Raw genomic sequence first — 15982 nt, forward strand, 5'->3', positions numbered from 1 at the left:
CTTCCAAGGCTCACGGCACTGATCTCCAGCGCTAATTATTTCTGGCTTCTAGCTCATAAAATAATTGGAGGTTGGCGTTCCATAGTTTATTAAGGGGGTTGTTTCGACAGTAGTTGTCAATATATGCATCTACCGTTGAGGCGTCCGGTAGGTTTACGGGCTCTAAATGCTTTAAGGTTGCTCGATTTATATTCATGCCGCTCAAGAATCCAAGAGACCAAGCAGTAAGAGTCGAGTTTAGATTTGGGTCGTTGGTTTTGCGAAGTTCTAAGTATTGTCCGCAAGTGTTGCCGCCTGACCCTCTCAAGGCATTAGTTGATCCATAGGAATTCTCCATGGAAATTGCCAGAACGATAATTAGGGGTATTTTTCTTAACATGGATTCACCGCATGAAATTGGACAGAGCTAAATTGGGGCGATCTCTAACTACTATTAAACAACATTGATTGCGGTAAGCCCTGGTGCCTTCTTGAGACGAAAGCAATACAAATGACGTTACCAATTTTCCATCACTGCGTCCACCGACCACTTTGGGTCGCCTGCTGCCCGGCGTGACTGGCAAAAATCGGCCAATTTCGGACCTGACTTCCTCCTTCGAAATCGACACTTAGCATCCGTACATCTTAAAGAGGATGGCCGCGAACCAAGTCTGAAAGGATCCATGACGTTTGTTCTGCTCGGCGAGGTAAGCGGTATCAGAGGCATCTGACTGATTCACAGCGTTAGAACGGGAAAAGACACCTAGGGCGCCCTTCTCGTATTCGGTAAAGCAGATCCGGGCGCCCATTACGAACCGCCTTGCGCGTTTACAGCCTAACCCGCCAAAGTGTCGGCCGCCGCCCAACTCATGAACGCCTGCGCGACCTGTGACGGGCGCATGGCCGTGGATTGGGCGAGCACCACTCGCTGGGGATTGAGCTCCTCGCGGATCGGGCGACAGGCGATCGGCTTGCCGTCGTAACTCTGGTCGCCCACAGGCCGGGTACAGGACAAGGCCACGCCATAACCGTGGGCCACCAGACCCCGTTGCATCTCGAAGGTCTGGGTGTATTGCTGCGCCATGGGGTGCAGGTCCTGGGACCAGAATAACGAGAGGAAATACTCCCGCGTCTGCGCAATGTCTTCCAGGATCAGGCACTCGTACGACAGGTCCAGCAGCGAGACCTCGGCCTGAGCCGCCAATGGGTGATCGGCCGGCAACAAGGCATAGGGCGGCAGTTGGGCGAGCACCGTGCGTTCGGCCAGCGGATCGAGCCCCAACTCATAGGTCAATGCCAACTCCGCCTTGCCGGCGCTGAGAATCCGGTGCACACCCGCCAGGTCGGTTTCGAACAAGGTGACTGTCACTTCCGGGTGTTGTGCACGAAAACCTGCGAGCAGGCGCGGCGCATAGTACGGCCCCAGGTCCTGGAAACAGACCAGTGTCAGCTGACCGCGCAAGGCCTGCGGCCCCCCATGTACCTGGGTCATCGCCACCGCCAGGTTGAGGATATCCCGAGCCCGCCCCAATAGACGCTGGCCCGCGGGGGTCAGTTCGAGCCCGCGACTGACCTGTCGCCGAAACAGGCGCTCGCCCAACGTGCCTTCGAGCTGCGAGATCGCCAGCGACACCGAGGGTTGCGACACATGCCGCGCTCTGGCGGCCGCGCTGATGCTGCCGTGCTCGGCCGCAGCCACGAAATACTCCAACTGCCGGAACGAAAAACCTATCATGTTTCCCTATACTCAAGAATAAGAAATATATAGTTTTCCTATTTATATCTAAAAGCAATACTCCTTGCATACCGATAACAACAAAGGAGCAAATCCGATGATGATGTCCGATGTCGAGGTATTTCAGCGCGACGGTGCCGTTGTTTTGCGCGGCGTCTTCACCGACTGGATCGAGCGTCTGCGTGAAGGTTTCGAACAGAACCTGGCCAACCCCAGTCAGTTTGCGATCGAGAATGTGGGCAGCGGCGAAGGCGGCCGGTTTTTCGAAGACTACTGCAACTGGCAGCGCATTCCGGCCTTTAGCGACTTCGTCCTCAACTCACCGGCGGCGGGCATTGCCGGGCAGATCATGCAGTCGCAGCAGGTACAGGTGTTCCACGACCATATCCTGGTCAAGGAGCCCGGCACGTCCAAGCCGACGCCTTGGCATCAGGATCTTCCCTATTACTGCGTCAACGGCCTGCAGACTGCCAGCTACTGGATTCCCCTTGACCCGGTGACCAAGCTCAACACGCTGAGCGTGGTACTCGGCTCCCATCTGTGGCCCAAACCGGTACGCCCAAAAAGCTGGGCCAACAACGCCGACTTCTATGGCGAAGCCAACTCCGTTACCGGGGAAAGTGTGTTCATGGACATGCCGGATGTTGAAAACGGCGACTTCAACATCCTCTCGCCGGAGCTGCAACCGGGCGATGCCGTGGTGTTCGATTTCCGCACCGTACACGGTGCCGCGGGCAACCAGGGCACCGGCCGCCGCAGAGCGTTCTCGACCCGTTTCATCGGTGACGACGTTCGCTACATTGCCCGCCCGGGCCGTACCTCCCCGCCCTTCCCCGGGATCAACTTGGAAAACGGCGATCGCATGCGCGAAGACTGGTTTCCAGTGGTCTGGCGAAAAGACGCCTGACACCACGGCTCGAGTTCACCCCTGAGTTCATTACTTATCTATCCAGCGGCAAAGGAGAGCGAGTTGTCTGCAGCAGATACACGGTTTCGCGATTGAGCGCTTGCGCTCGAAAAAATAACAATAAAAATCCCTCGGTCGGAGACACATCTATGCAACGTTCACTCCTCAAAATCAGCGCCCTTGCGTTGCTTCTCGGCACCGCCGGCCTGGCTCAGGCCAGCAGCAGTTGCCTGGCGGACGTCAAGGCTTCTGGCGTTCTGCTCTCGGGTAATGGCCTGATGGGCACCAAACCCTTCATCTGGCAAAACGAAGACGGCAGTTACGGCGGCTTCGAAGCCGAGCTGTTCAAAGAGATCGGCAAGCGCATTGGCGTACCCAAGACCGAGTATGTAGTTACCGAGTGGTCGACGCTGATTCCAGGCATGAAATCCAAGCGCTGGGACATCATCCTGTCCGCCATGTCGGCCACCCAGGAGCGGATACAAAACGCCGGGATCCAGTTCACCAACCCCTACTTCCTGAGCTTCAACTATGTGATCGTGAAGACCGACTCACCGATCAAGTCGATGGCCGACCTGAAGGGCAAAAAGCTCGCCACCGTGATGGGCACCGACGACTCGCTCAACGCACACCGCCTAGCCGACACTGGCGTGGTTGGTGAAGTCATGGACTTCAATGGCTTCGGTGAACCTTTCCAGGCCCTGCAGAACAATCAGGCCGATGCCGTGCTGCTCGATCAGGGCACCCTGATCGGCCAGAAGGAAACCATGCAAAACCTGCGCACCGTGGGTGAGCCGATCCTTTATCAACCGAAACCGGAATGGGCCGCCGCCGAAGCCAAGGCACCCTACGTCTACGGAACGCAAGCCATCGCCGTGCGGGGCGAATGTGGCGATCTGCGCGAAGCCATCAACGGTGCCCTTAGCTCGATGATTGCCGACGGCACTCACAAGGCGATTCTCGAAAAGTACGGCGTATGGGATCCCGTGCAAACCAGGCTGACCAAGAACTGAGCGGCGCACAAACAAAGGGATACCGCTATGTACGACTTCCTGTTTGTCCTGATCCCCAAATACTTCCCGTTCCTGCTCAAGGGCGCGGTGGTGACATTGCAACTGTCCGTGCTGAGCATGGCCCTCGGCATCCTCATCGGCCTGGCCGTTGCGCTTGGCCGACTGACGCGTCGGCCGTGGCTGGACTGGCCGCTGCGCAGCTATGTGGAAATCTGGCGAGGGGTACCGCTGGTGGTGCAGTTGCTGGTGATCTACTTCACCCTGCCGCAGATCGGCTTGACCCTTTCCGGCTTCTGGGCCGGAGTATTGGGCCTGAGCCTCAACGTCGGCGCTTACCTCTCCGAGGTCTTTCGGGCCGCCATCCTCTCGCTGGACAAGGGCCAGCGCGAGGCGTGTCTATCCATCGGCATGTCGCGCAACAAAATCTACCTGCGGGTGATCCTGCCCCAAGCCCTGAAAATCGCGATCCCGACGGTAGGTGGCTACTTTATCTCGTTGCTCAAGGACTCCTCGCTGGTGTCGTTCATTGCCGTGAATGAATTGCTGCGCCACGGCAGCATCGTCATCGCCAACACCTTCCTGAGCATGCAGGTCTACCTGATGGTCGCCATTATCTACTTCGTCCTGAGCTTCATTGCTGCACGGGGTGTGCACTGGATCGAACAACGCCTCACACCCGCTCACCTGCGTACCGGTACCCGTGTCACCCGCAGCCCGATATCCACCAAGCTGACCGAGGCCAAATCATGAGTACCGAACCTATCCTGCAGATCAAAGGTCTGCACAAGGCCTACGGGAGCAGCAAGATCCTGCGTGGCGTTGACCTGACGGTAAAACGTGGTGAAGTGGTTTTCCTCATCGGCCCCAGCGGGGGCGGCAAGTCGACCCTGCTACGCTGCATCAATTTCCTGGAAACGCCCTGTGCCGGCGAGATAACGTTTACCGGCGAGCGCTTGTGCCATTCGGACAACCAGTCCTACCAGCAGGTGGGCGAATCCAGGCTGCGCATGGCTCGCAGCAAAATGCCGATGGTGTTCCAGCAGTTCAACCTGTTCAATAACCGCACCGTACTGGAGAACGTCATCGAGGGGCCGTTACACGTGCTGCATCGCCCCAGGCAGGAAGCGATCGCCGATGCCCAAAGCATCCTCGACAAGGTAGGCCTCTCCGCACGGCTGGACTACTACCCCGACCAGCTCTCTGGCGGTCAGCGGCAGCGGGTCGCGATTGCCCGGGCTTTGGCAATGAAACCGGAATTGATCCTCTTCGATGAACCGACCTCGGCACTAGACCCGGAGCTGGTCTCGGGGGTGCTCAACACCATCCGCACATTAGCCCAGGAGGGCATGACGATGATCATCGTCACCCATGAAATGAACTTCGCACGCAAACTGGCCGACCGCATCTGCTTCGTCGCCGACGGCGGCATTCTGGAGTCCGGCACCCCTGAAGAACTGCTCGCCGCCCCCAACAACAGCCGCATCGCCAGTTTTATCCAGTCCATACAGAACTGAACCCTGTCTCGTCCCTATGCCAGGTCCTTTGCCCAATTCACCTCCGATAGCATCATCCGACGCCGAAGCGCAAACCCAGGCAGAAACGCGCAAGTCCTGAACCGACGGGTAACATGTAGCCTGGACTGGGAAATCGAGTGCTGACCTTCGCCCTTAGTGCGCGACGTTGACCGCAGACGCCTCCATCACCCTCTGAGAGCGCTCTTCGACGCGGTGGGTTTTCGGGCCGCGTTTTGCGATTGGCGGTGGGCGCCTGACGCACCTGCGTCAGTTGTTGCTCCAGTGTATCGGCACGAGCCTGCTGCTCCGCGGCGTCGCTTAGCTCACGGTCATCTATGACCTTGAGCTAAGCATCGGGTTGCCTTTGGTTATCAGCGTGACGAGTGGAATGGACTCCATTGCCTATGCCGCCGAAGGCCTTTATGCGCATGACACCAGCCCGAGGCATCCGGCAATCTCGATGCACTCGGTAATTCAATCCGCTTGTTGGGTCTCATCGCACGGCATTCAGTGCTTCTGGAATTCTCGCCCATGATTCTCGCGGCAACCCTAAGTCAAATCCAAAGGCAAATACTCGGGTGTAGTCAGACAGGCTTCCCTGGTCGCCTGGCTGCTAGCATGCCTGGCCGCACGGCGTCCGGAAAACACGCAATCCGCGGCAGACAGTCCACTCACATACAGGTTCGATGGAAGTCCGATTGCCGTACGACCGGCCGCATACAAGCCGGTGATCCGGGTGCGGTCCTCGCGCAACACCTGACCGCTGTCCTCATCAACCCGCAGGCCGCCTACCGTCATGGCAGAACATGGGAAGAGCTTGCTCGAGGCCGAAACATCCACGGCATAGAACGGTCCATCGCTAAGTGCGTGGCATTCCGAGCGACTCTTGCCGAACTCGTCTGGCTCCAGCCCTTCGGCCGCCCGGTTGTAGCGGGCCACGGCCTCCCGAAGGTTGGCCGCCGGCATCCCGAGCTTTTGTGCCAGACCTTGCAGAGTGCTCGCCTTGCGGGTCTGGAAGAGCAGCGCCAGCACCAGGGGCAGACGCATGAAGGGAAACAGGTTCTCCAGCACTGCAGACTTCCAGGCACCGCGGTAAAGCGTCCGGTCGAGGATGATGTAGCCCCGGCCCTGCTGATGCTCGTTCATCTTGAGGCCGATAGCCGCGCCATAGAGTTCCTCGTTTACGAAGCGCTGCCCCTGGCTGTTGACGAGAATGCCCTTGGGCCACTGAGAGGGTGGGTTTATGAAGCGCCAACTGCTCACCCGCTCCATCAGCGCAGCCTCTCCTCCCGCGCTCTGGCCCAGGCGGATGCCACTACCGTTGTCCCCGCCAGGGGAGCCCATCGCCATATTGGAGATGTACTTGGGGGAATGGGCGGCGAGCATCTGCCGGTTCCAGATGAACCCGCCCGCACTCAAGCACACCCCACGCGTCGCCCGGATACGCTGGACGACGCCATGTTGGCGCTGCAGCTCGTCGGCCTTGCGCCAATGACGTTCGGCCTTGCGCTCCAGACGCGCGAATCCCGGCATCGATGAGGGGAGCTTCTGCAGCAGTTGCCGGGCCCTCTCCTGCGCGTCGATGTACGCCTGGGTATGCGGCGAGCCGGGGGGCATCCGGATGACCACCAGCCCAACCACCTCCCCTCTTGCGCAAAGCACCAGACGGCGAGCTTCGGTTCGTGGCCAGAACTCCACCCCCCGTGCCCGCGCCCGCTGCTGCAGGGGCTCGGTCAGATGAACACCGAAGCCTACCGCCTGGTTGACCGGCGGATGCCAGTACTTGTGTCCCCGTGGTGCAGGCTCGGCAACTGCCGCACAGGACTCGGCCAGCGAGCTGTCGGAGTGGTAGAGAAAATAGCCGGAAGGCGGATAGAAAGTCTTCTTCGTGTAGTAGGTGCTGTCGAACCGTACCCCATGCCCCTGCAGCCATTCCAGATCGGCCACACTGCCTTCGCAGAAACGGCGGAGTGTTTGCGGGCTGACCACGTCCTGTACCTCAAGGTTCAAGTAACGGTACATAGCCTCGACACTGTCCGTAACGCCTGCCGCACGCTGAATCGGTGTGCCGCCCCCGGCATAGAAAATGCCGCCGTTCATCGCCGTCGCCCCGCCACCACCAAAGGCATCGACCGCCAGCACTTTCAGACCTTTTTCCGCCGCCTGCAAGGCCGCGCTGATGCCGGCGCCTCCATAGCCGACCACGGCGAAGTCGGTGGTGACATCCCATGCGACCTGGTCAGGGCTCTCGACCCGTTCCGGCGCCTCGATACGACTGAACCAGTGAGGCGAGTGCGGGCCAAAATCGGACGACATGGCGTACTCCATGATGCTGCCCCTCTATCGAAGAGGCTGGTGTGAGGATGACCGGCTGCGCTGCAGTGCCCCGCACCGAAGGCCAGCCGGAAACAGGAAATCGGGGCACCGTTCTAGCGTGGTGCCCCTCGTACATCAGTCTTGCGACTTGGCTGCCGCCGCAGGTGCGTACTGAGCGAGCTTTTCGGCAGCCTGCTGCTCCCACACGGGCTGTGCGTGGCGGGTGTCGGTTTCGGCCTCGAAGCGGTTGACCATTTCCGGCTTGATATCGGCAATGTCCTCGAAGAACTGCTGGTACCAGCGACGCAGTTGGTACAACGGACCGTCGCTGTCGCAGAGCAGCGGATTGTCGATGCGGGTCTTGGTACGCCAGATCGCCACGTCCTGCAGAGTGCCCACGCGATACGCCTCGGCTACGGCAGCGGCGCGAGCGGCATTGTGCTCGGGCGGCAGCATCGCGCTATTGCGGGTGATAAAGCCCATGTGCAGTACGAACTTGTTCGCATGAACCGGGTAGTGCGCGAGGATTTCATAGGTCTCTATCGGCTCGTTACCCGGAATATTGGTCAGCAAGCGCGACACCAGATAGGAGGGACCATGGTAGGTCGTTTCTCCACGTGAAAAGCCATCCAGCTTGCTCAGATCGCCGGTATAGGCGGCATCCTTCTGATAGCCGGGTTGCTCTGGTTGCGGCCCCATCTCCAGGTACTGGGTGGCGAAATGGTCCTCGAAGACGTTCTTGAAGTAGGTGCTGCCGCCGCCCATGCCCTCGCCATGCACGTAGAAGAAATGCGCGACGTCCACCAGATTGTCGACCAGCTCCCGACTGTTGGTATCGACCTCATGGGTTGACCAGGACCAGTTGCTCCAGTCATCGCTGAAAGCGCCTTCCAGGTGGGGAATGATCACATCCGGCGGTGGCGGATTGCCCTCGGGGTCGTGCCAGACGAACAGCTGCTTGTTTTCCTCGCAGGTCATGAAACTTTGCGTGCGTGCGCGCGGCGGCACGCGCTTGGCATAGGGGATGGCCGCGCACTTGCCGTCACCGGCCCAGCGCCAGTCATGGAAGGGGCAGGCGATGGTGTCGCCCTTGATGCTGCCCTCGCCCAGGTTACCGCCCAGGTGCGGGCAGAAGGCGTTGATGACATTGAGCTTCTTGTTGTGTTCGCCCTCGAACACTACCAGCCTGAGGCCGAATGCCTCGAGGGTATGCGGTTTGCCATCACGGAACTGTTCACTCAGCCCCAGGCAGTGCCAACCGCGGGCAAAACGTTCGCACTGGTCGCTCACGATGATGTGTGGCTTCTCGTTGGCCAGGTTGCTCATAAAGACCTCCAGTCGTTTTTATTGTTTGCAGGCTAAACACAGTGAATGTCGCTCACCGCCAGGTTGTCGCGAGAAACGTGTCCACCCTCTGTCTATCCCGGGAATACCAGTGGGTCGGGGGTATGTCCCCGCCCCCGGGGTGCTACAGGAAAAAATCCAGGCTCTGCTGGCCCAACTGCACCTTGGCCCAGTTCGTGCCGAACATCTGGAACTGATTGGCGGCATGCTGGCGACAGACATTGATGTCGGCCAGAAAGCGCCCATACGGGTTTCGGGTGTAGACCGCCGCACCGCCGGCCGCCTTGAACAGGCGCGAAGCCAGCTCCGCGACGCGCTCCGGCGGGTAGCTGGCCTGGAAGCGATACTTCACTCGCTCCTCGATCGGCGGAACCTCGCCCCGCTCGGCATAACCTTCGAGCGCCTCGAAGTTGCGCTTGAGCACCAGAGTCAGCTCGTCGATGGTGTTGATCGCTTCAGCGATCGCCAGCTGCGCTACCGAGTCGTCGCTGGTTTTGGCACCCACGACGTTGACACGGGTCTTGGCGGTCTCCACGAAGCTGTCGACCATGCCGCGCAACGCCCCGATCGAGGCCGTGGACACCGCCCGGCTGAATACCTGGCCGAATGGCATGCGATACAGCGCCGCGGTATTCAGCTGGTTGCCGGGGCTGTTGCAGGTAAAGCCGTCGATCATCTTGTGTGTGCGGTACTCCGGCACAAAGGCATCCTTGATGACGATATCCTTGCTACCGGTCCCCTTCAGGCCCGCGGTATGCCAGGTATCGACGATTTCGTAGTCCTTGCGTGGAATCAGCCAGGTGCGCGCATCAACAGGTTGCCCCTCGACTGGTTCCACCAGGCCACCAAGGAACACCCAATCGCAGTGGTCGCAACCACTGGAATAGCCCCAGCGCCCGCTGAACAGGAAGCCGCCCTCGACAGGCTTGGCACGACCCGTGGGCATATAGGAAGAAGAGATCCGGACATTGCTGTCCTGGCCCCATACTTCCTGCGCCGCACGGTCATCGAACAGCGCCATCTGCCACGCATGTACCGCGACCACCGAGTAGACCCAGCCCACCGACATGTCGCCTTCGGCCAGGATCATGACGATGTCATAGAACACCTTGGGACTCATCTCGTAGCCGCCATAGCGCTTGGGCTGCAGTACGCGGAACAGCCCTGCGGCCTGCAGGTCGGCAATGGTCTCCTGCGGCAGACGGCGGTTCTCGTCACCCAGCACCGCTCGCTCGCGCAACATCGGAACCAGGGCCCGGGCTCGGGCGATCAGCTCTTCGCTGCCGGGAATGTTCGCGGCAGGCTGTTTCATCTCGACTGTTTGCATTGTTCTCGACTTCCCAAGTAGTGAATCCCGCTTTGGCGCAAGGGTGGCCACAGGCTCATGTTCCACAACAAAAGGCCCCCGGCGCGCCCTGCATCAGGAGTAGGTAGCGCTAAATCACGAGGCCGGCGGAGCGGCCCACTGGTGTCCCCAATGGCTGCCACGGGTCGTTTCGAAAACCGTGTGATCGTTCTCCCAGTCCACGACCATGCCGCCGCAGCCGAACTCCAGGGCGAAGCCGCCCGGTGTCCAGACGTAGAACGAAACCATATCGTCGTTGACGTGGCGTCCAAGCGTGGCCGCCAGCGGGACCTTGTGCCGGGCGATGCGGTCCAGCGCGCGACCCACATCATCGAGCCCAGGCACCTCCATCATGATGTGCACGCAGCCACTGGGCTGGGGCATCTCGGCCAACGCCAGGCTGTGTTGGCGTGGGTTGCAGTGCAGGAAGTGGATGCGCGCCCGGTACTCTGGCGAGAGCTGGACATGCAGCATGTCGGACAGCTGGAATCCGCAGACGTCGGTCCAGAACTGCTTCGTTTCTTCGAACTTCATCGACGGCAGCACCACGTGCCCCATCCCCATGGGACCGGTGACGAAACGCTCGACGCCGACCGGCGAAACGAAGGGCGCGAAGTCCGAGATCGGTCCCCAGGTCACCTCTTGCCGATTCCCGGACGGGTCCACGAAGGAAAACATCCCGGTGACGCAACGAAGATGTCGATCCAACGGTGTCGACTCGACGATCTCCACACCCGCCCTGACGAGCGACTCTCTCGACGCGAGATACTGCTCCTCGGAGGCAGTCTCCCAGCCCGCTGCATAAAGGCCGTCCCTCGCCCCCGGCACCACCAGGATGCGATAGCGGCGACCATCGGCCTTCAGATACAGCGCGCCGTCCTCGCCCGACTCTTCGGCCAGGCCGATAATCTGGCTGCCAAAGAAGCGCCACTTTTCGATATCAGTGGACTCGACTACCGCGTAAGCGAATTGATTGATGCTCATGAGCCTCTCCCTAATGATGTTTCTTGTTTTTCACCCAAACGTCAGCCGTCGAAGCTGACCGAGACCTTGTCGCTCAGTGGTCGAGCCTGGCAGGCCAGCACCCAGCCCTCGGCCAGATCGACGGCACTCAGCACCTCGTTGCTACGCATGCTCACCTCGCCCTCCGCCACCCGGCACATGCAGGCACTGCAGCGCCCCTCGCGACAGGAAAAGGGCGCACCGACCCCCGCCCCGAGCAAGGCATCCAGCAGATCGACATCCGGGCTCCAGGGCAGCACGTGATGCTCGCCGTCGAGCTGCGCCATGAGTTCAACCCATGGGCCGTCGGCTGCCGCTGCAGGGGCATCGGCCAGGACGCCAGGGTCGCTGCTCAGCGAAACAAAACGCTCGACATGAATCCGGCTGCGCTCCACGTTCAGGTCAAGCAGCGTCTGCTCCACGGCATCCATGAAGGGGCCGGGGCCACAGACGAAGGCGTGCGCATCCAGGCGCCCGTGGCAGACGCCGGCCAGCTGCGCCGCTGTCGGCAACCCCTGAACTGACTCCAGCCAGTGCATGACCGTGAGGCGTTGCGGGTAAGCACGCCCCAGTTGCTGCAACTCATCACGGAAGATCACCGAGCGCTCATCGCGGTTGGCGTAGAACAGGTAAACCTGACCGCTGCCCTGGTGCAGGCAGGACTTGATAATCGACATCACCGGCGTGATGCCGCTGCCGCCGGCGAACAGCAGGAAATCGACATCCAGAGAAGCCGGACAGAACACCCCGGCTGGCGGCAATACTTCCAAGACGTCGCCGGCGTGCAGGTTGTCGCAGATCCAGTTGGAACCCAGACCATCGCGTACACGCTTGATGGTGACCTTCAGTGCAGCGTCCACCGCCGGCGCACTAGCCAGCGAATAGCATCGTGCGACGCTCTGCCCCTGGACAGGGATGCGCAGAGTCAAGAACTGGCCCGGCTTGTAAGCGAATGCCCGCGGTTCCACGGGAGAGGCAAACACGATCGACTTGCTATCGTGCGTTTCCTCGATGACCTCGGTCACCTGGAGTCGGAGATAAAGGGACGTCGACATAACTTCAACTCTTGCGCTAGCAACGGAGCCGAGCTCCATCACGTGCTCCCCGACTGGCGAGCACCCCTGACTCAGCCGAGGAAATCCAGCACTTCCCGGTTGAAGTAGTCCGGTTCCTCGAGCATGAACCAGTGCCCGGAGTGGCCGGAGATCACCACCCGCACATCCTCGACCTGCTCCGCGACGATCAGGGCATGGCGCACCGGCAGGAAGTTGTCCTTCTGCCCCCACAGGCACAGCACTGGCATCTTCAGCTCGGACAGGCGCTCGGTGAACACCCCGACCTTCATCGTGGCGTACACCGCCAGGGGCTGTTCGAGCCAGATCGGCAGGCGCGAATCGATTACGTCCTCGGTGATCGTCTGTGGCGAGGCGACTATGTGATGCAGCAGCTCACGAAAGGACTCGCGATCGGTCTTGTGCCCCTGGATCAAGGCGCCCATGCAGCGCAGCCCGCTCATCTGGGCGGCCCATAATGCAGGCTCCTCGACCCCGCCCGGGCCCATCACCACGAGTTTGCTGATCTGCTGCGGGTAGGTCAGGCCGTACTGGAAGGCGATGGCACCCCCCATGGAGTTGCCGATCAGCACCGCACGGGTCACGTTCTTCTTGCTCAGCAGCTCGTGCAGCAACTCCACTTGCAAGGTGGAGGTGTAGTGGATGTCTTGCGGCTTGTCCGAAAGCCCGTAACCCAGGTAATCCGGGATCAGCACATGAAAGCCCTGTTCGGCGAAGAACGGGAAATTCAGGTGGAAGTTGCTGTAACCGCTCGCGCCTGGACCACTGCCGTGCAGGAAGACCAGCGTCGGGCGCTCCGCCGAGGCCTGGCCAACTTCGTGACAATGCAGGCGATAGGCATCACCCACCTCGATGAAATGGCCCACCGGAATCGGCGATCGAGAAGTTTCTGGTTGCAAGGACATAACCGTTCTCCACATGTTGATATGGCCTGACTATGCTGCGGCAACCGCGCGCTCCGCATGATCCGCATGCAGTAGACGTTCAAATTTAGTTCGCTGCGAAAAGCCACCGGGCAATGCCAGGAGCAGTTCATCGACGGCGGCTGCCAACCGGACAGGGAAGCCCTGCTGGCCGATAACCTCGGGGACGGGATTTACGAGATGAAGGGGTTGGTCACGGCAGCGGTGCGCGTCAGCGCGCACCGCATCCTTGCCGATGTTGCAAGTGGTTGTATGCAGGCGGGCGCGGGCCGAAGTTGACGCCGTGCCGCCCCCGTCTACCCGCTAGCCCGCCGGGCTGGGAGTCGAAAGGCAGATCACCCCATTGAGCACCAGCCTGACCAGCTCCGCCTGCCGAGTCACCCCGGCCTTGGCGAAGATCGCGCGCAGGTGCGTGCGCGCGGTGTTACGCCGGATACCCAGCAACTCTGCCGCCTCGTCCAGCGACAGCCCGTTGGCCAGCTCCATCGCCAGGTTCGCTTCGGCGGGGGTGAACTCGAACACCTGGCGCATGATTTCACGCGGCGCCGTGGTTTGTGCATCCGGGTCGCAGACGAAGATCATCCAGGCCGGGCGACATTTGCCTTCGGACCCCTCGCGCAGGGGGATGCTCCTGACCACCAGCCCCAGCTTGCGTTTGCCGGAAGCCCGGGAGATGGACATCACCTGCGCCGCCGGGCCCGCCGAGTTGATGAGTTCCTGGAGCATGCTGCGCTCGTTGCGGTAGTAGGCTTCCACACCATTTCCCGCCCGCTTCAGGCCATCGCTGTCATTGAGCAGCGACTGGGCGACATGGTTGCAGCGCAGCACCTTTTGATTCTCGTCGAGCACGATCGCACCAATGTGCAGCCGGTCCAGTGCCCCTTCGTACAACTCGCTCTGCGTCGCTTGGCACTCGAGCCGGGCCGCCAGGCTCAACGCCTTCCGGAAATGAGCAACCAGCTCGCGCAGGCGATCCTTGTCCACCTGGGTGAACGCGGGTTGCTCGGGCAGGCGGTACAGGCGGATACGGCACAAGGTGCCATTCTCGGAGACTATGTTGATGCCCAGACCGTAACGCGCTCCGCCCTCGCCGATGATGCGCTGATAGAACTCCGAGGAAAGCCAATTGTCCGCCCCGAGGTGCTCATCGATAGTGAGCACCTGATCGATGGGTATCTCGAGAAACGGATCCTGAGTCCAGAAATGGGCACGATAGGCATGCTCGATTTCCGGATGGCGGGGATGGCAGACCAGAAAGCCAAGATCCGTGCTGGAAGATGGCCGAATCACCATGATCGCAGTGGACGACATATAGGCGCCCAGGTGCTGGGTCGTTTCGCGCCAGGGCTCTCGACCCAGTACCCCCTGGTAGATCGAGAGGATCATGCGACTCTGGTCGACAGTCCCGAGCGCGGCTTCGACAGCCAGGTCCTCGGCCGTCAGCGCGGCCAGCTCCGGGCGGGGTATGGTAGAGGGAAGAGTGTTCAAAATTTCAATCAGGTTGAGTCTGGAGCTTGCGCCTGCACGAGGCATTTTCACGGCATGCATCTCATTAACCTCCTGTTATTTTTTTTGTTAGTTTGAAATTATTTACGCCTAACTGATCCTATGGTCAATCTGCCGCTGGTCGCCTCGCCAGGGTCGGGTCATTCGGTGCGTTCAGCACACAGCGCACTCCGTTGGGGGTCATAGATACCCATGATGCAACGATTGCAACTGGTGCAACCGGACTGAGTCAGCTCACCACTGGCCAGCTTGTTGACGAAGGCGGGATCATGAATGAGGGCCCTGGCCAAGGCGATCAGCTCAAAGCCCTCGTCGATCACCTGCCTGGCGGCTGCCCTTGCAACCCACGGCGAGGCGGCCGCCGACTGCATCCTTGACCCTGCGCAGGACCATGACCGGGAAGCGACTGCGGCCCTCGGTGCTGCCGCCATATTGGTCGCGGCGGCGATTGCTCAGGGGCGAGAATGGCGAGATTGCGACTGCCATGCTGCACCCCCATCAACCGTGAGTGCCGCCATCGATTCGCAGGATCGCCCCATTGACGAAAGCGCCGTCGGCAGACGCCAGCATGGCAATCGCACCCGCCACCTCCTGAGGCTCACCCAGTTTTCGATCCGGGCGAGTCAGGTGCATGTACAGGGAGAGATCGGCTCCGGGCGGGAAGCTCTGCGCCTGAGCCGCCACCATAGGCGTGGCAATCCCGCCCGGCGCCACGGCGTTAACGCGTACACCACGCTTGATGTACTCGCGCGCGAGCGCCTGGGTCAGCGCTGCCACACCGCCCTTGCTGGCCGAATAGGCGGCCATGTAGGCATGGCCGAAGAAGGCCGAGGTGGAGGCCGCGTTGACGATGTTGCCCTTGCTTTCCAGCAGGAAGGGCAAGGCTTCACGGCAGAAGAGGAAGGTACCGCCCAGGTTGGTCTGGACGACCCGCATGAAGTCTTCGAAGGAGGTGTCGGTGGTATGCGTGGAGCACAGCACCCCCGCCATGTTGACCAGCACATCCAGACTGCCGTGTTCCTGGGCGAAGTTCTGCACCGTGCTGCGCACCGCCTGTTCGTCGGTGATCGACAGCCTTGCCGCGAACGCCCGGCCACCCTTCTCCAGCGCATTGGCCTGCGCCAGGGTTTCCTGCAGGCCGGCCTCGTCGAGGTCAACGGCAAGCACCGTGCCCCCTTCGGACACCAGGCGGATCACGGTCGCCCGGCCAATGCCGGACGCACCGCCGGTAACGATGATGTTCTTGTTCTGGAAGCGAGATGCAAGGGTCATAACAGGTACCTTATTGTCATTATTGTCATTGTTGACTTTGCCCGGGGAGCGAC

Annotated in this window: 13 protein-coding genes and 1 pseudogene; 4 read left to right on the forward strand and 10 right to left on the reverse strand. The window is 60.7% G+C overall.

The features are described 5' to 3' along the window. Nucleotides 1-814: 814 nt before the first annotated feature. Nucleotides 815-1714, reverse strand: coding sequence for a LysR family transcriptional regulator (locus KGB28_RS08030; RefSeq protein WP_223444014.1), 900 nt, complete (start codon nt 1712-1714; stop codon nt 815-817). 100 nt (nt 1715-1814) lie between these two features. Here KGB28_RS08030 and KGB28_RS08035 point away from each other — a divergent pair, with 100 nt between their 5' ends. The 4 genes and pseudogenes from KGB28_RS08035 to KGB28_RS08050 form a co-directional block, all read left to right on the forward strand. Then, the gene (locus KGB28_RS08035; RefSeq protein ID WP_223444087.1) at nt 1815-2621 is read left to right on the forward strand and encodes a phytanoyl-CoA dioxygenase family protein; all 807 of its coding nucleotides are present in this window, start codon (nt 1815-1817) and stop codon (nt 2619-2621) included. A gap of 149 nt (nt 2622-2770) precedes the next feature. Next, complete coding sequence (locus KGB28_RS08040; RefSeq protein ID WP_223444015.1) at nt 2771-3634, forward strand: substrate-binding periplasmic protein; 864 nt, start codon at nt 2771-2773, stop codon at nt 3632-3634. A 27-nt stretch (nt 3635-3661) separates the two neighbouring features. Then, on the forward strand, nt 3662-4384 hold the full coding sequence (locus KGB28_RS08045) for an amino acid ABC transporter permease (RefSeq protein WP_223444016.1): 723 nt from the start codon (nt 3662-3664) through the stop codon (nt 4382-4384). After that, a pseudogene (locus KGB28_RS08050) lies at nt 4381-4930 on the forward strand (amino acid ABC transporter ATP-binding protein); the annotation flags it as partial. The gene KGB28_RS08045 and the pseudogene KGB28_RS08050, both read left to right, overlap by 4 nt. Before the next feature lie 767 nt (nt 4931-5697). Here KGB28_RS08050 and KGB28_RS08060 read toward each other — a convergent pair. The 9 genes from KGB28_RS08060 to KGB28_RS08100 all read right to left on the reverse strand — a co-directional run bounded on the left by KGB28_RS08060 (nt 5698) and on the right by KGB28_RS08100 (nt 15929). Then, a complete protein-coding gene (locus KGB28_RS08060; RefSeq protein ID WP_223444018.1) occupies nt 5698-7464 on the reverse strand; it encodes an FAD-binding protein in 1767 nt (588 codons plus the stop codon). A gap of 135 nt (nt 7465-7599) precedes the next feature. Beyond that, the gene (locus KGB28_RS08065; protein ID WP_223444021.1) at nt 7600-8790 is read right to left on the reverse strand and encodes a Rieske 2Fe-2S domain-containing protein; all 1191 of its coding nucleotides are present in this window, start codon (nt 8788-8790) and stop codon (nt 7600-7602) included. 142 nt (nt 8791-8932) lie between these two features. After that, complete coding sequence (locus tag KGB28_RS08070; protein WP_223444023.1) at nt 8933-10135, reverse strand: flavin-dependent monooxygenase; 1203 nt, start codon at nt 10133-10135, stop codon at nt 8933-8935. 114 nt (nt 10136-10249) lie between these two features. After that, nucleotides 10250-11137, reverse strand: a complete 888-nt coding sequence (locus KGB28_RS08075; protein ID WP_223444031.1) for a VOC family protein — start codon at nt 11135-11137, stop codon at nt 10250-10252. Between the two features lie 41 nt (nt 11138-11178). Then, nucleotides 11179-12210, reverse strand: coding sequence for a ferredoxin--NADP reductase (locus KGB28_RS08080; protein ID WP_317853295.1), 1032 nt, complete (start codon nt 12208-12210; stop codon nt 11179-11181). Nucleotides 12211-12281: 71 nt separating this feature from the next. Continuing rightward, nucleotides 12282-13133, reverse strand: a complete 852-nt coding sequence (locus KGB28_RS08085) for an alpha/beta fold hydrolase (RefSeq protein ID WP_223444032.1) — start codon at nt 13131-13133, stop codon at nt 12282-12284. Between the two features lie 321 nt (nt 13134-13454). Beyond that, nucleotides 13455-14699: a helix-turn-helix transcriptional regulator gene (locus KGB28_RS08090; RefSeq protein ID WP_223444033.1), complete on the reverse strand. Its 1245-nt coding sequence runs from the start codon at nt 14697-14699 to the stop codon at nt 13455-13457. Nucleotides 14700-14957: 258 nt separating this feature from the next. Continuing rightward, nucleotides 14958-15143, reverse strand: a complete 186-nt coding sequence (locus tag KGB28_RS08095; protein WP_223444034.1) for a hypothetical protein — start codon at nt 15141-15143, stop codon at nt 14958-14960. Nucleotides 15144-15155: 12 nt separating this feature from the next. Further along, nucleotides 15156-15929 (reverse strand): SDR family NAD(P)-dependent oxidoreductase, encoded by a 774-nt coding sequence (locus KGB28_RS08100; protein WP_223444035.1) that lies wholly within the window; start codon nt 15927-15929, stop codon nt 15156-15158. Nucleotides 15930-15982: the final 53 nt, after the last annotated feature.

The organism is Pseudomonas sp. BF-R-19 (assembly GCF_019956445.1).
Lineage (GTDB): Bacteria > Pseudomonadota > Gammaproteobacteria > Pseudomonadales > Pseudomonadaceae > Aquipseudomonas > Aquipseudomonas fluorescens_BH.

Bases quoted from the DNA above. Each gene is read 5' to 3' on its own strand.
- KGB28_RS08030 (WP_223444014.1), bottom strand. From the start codon at position 1,714: ATGATAGGTTTTTCGTTCCGGCAGTTGGAGTATTTCGTGGCTGCGGCC.
- KGB28_RS08035 (WP_223444087.1), top strand. From the start codon at position 1,815: ATGATGTCCGATGTCGAGGTATTTCAGCGCGACGGTGCCGTTGTTTTG.
- KGB28_RS08040 (WP_223444015.1), top strand. From the start codon at position 2,771: ATGCAACGTTCACTCCTCAAAATCAGCGCCCTTGCGTTGCTTCTCGGC.
- KGB28_RS08045 (WP_223444016.1), top strand. From the start codon at position 3,662: ATGTACGACTTCCTGTTTGTCCTGATCCCCAAATACTTCCCGTTCCTG.
- KGB28_RS08060 (WP_223444018.1), bottom strand. From the start codon at position 7,464: ATGTCGTCCGATTTTGGCCCGCACTCGCCTCACTGGTTCAGTCGTATC.
- KGB28_RS08065 (WP_223444021.1), bottom strand. From the start codon at position 8,790: ATGAGCAACCTGGCCAACGAGAAGCCACACATCATCGTGAGCGACCAG.
- KGB28_RS08070 (WP_223444023.1), bottom strand. From the start codon at position 10,135: ATGCAAACAGTCGAGATGAAACAGCCTGCCGCGAACATTCCCGGCAGC.
- KGB28_RS08075 (WP_223444031.1), bottom strand. From the start codon at position 11,137: ATGAGCATCAATCAATTCGCTTACGCGGTAGTCGAGTCCACTGATATC.
- KGB28_RS08080 (WP_317853295.1), bottom strand. From the start codon at position 12,210: ATGTCGACGTCCCTTTATCTCCGACTCCAGGTGACCGAGGTCATCGAG.
- KGB28_RS08085 (WP_223444032.1), bottom strand. From the start codon at position 13,133: ATGTCCTTGCAACCAGAAACTTCTCGATCGCCGATTCCGGTGGGCCAT.
- KGB28_RS08090 (WP_223444033.1), bottom strand. From the start codon at position 14,699: ATGCATGCCGTGAAAATGCCTCGTGCAGGCGCAAGCTCCAGACTCAAC.
- KGB28_RS08095 (WP_223444034.1), bottom strand. From the start codon at position 15,143: ATGGCAGTCGCAATCTCGCCATTCTCGCCCCTGAGCAATCGCCGCCGC.
- KGB28_RS08100 (WP_223444035.1), bottom strand. From the start codon at position 15,929: ATGACCCTTGCATCTCGCTTCCAGAACAAGAACATCATCGTTACCGGC.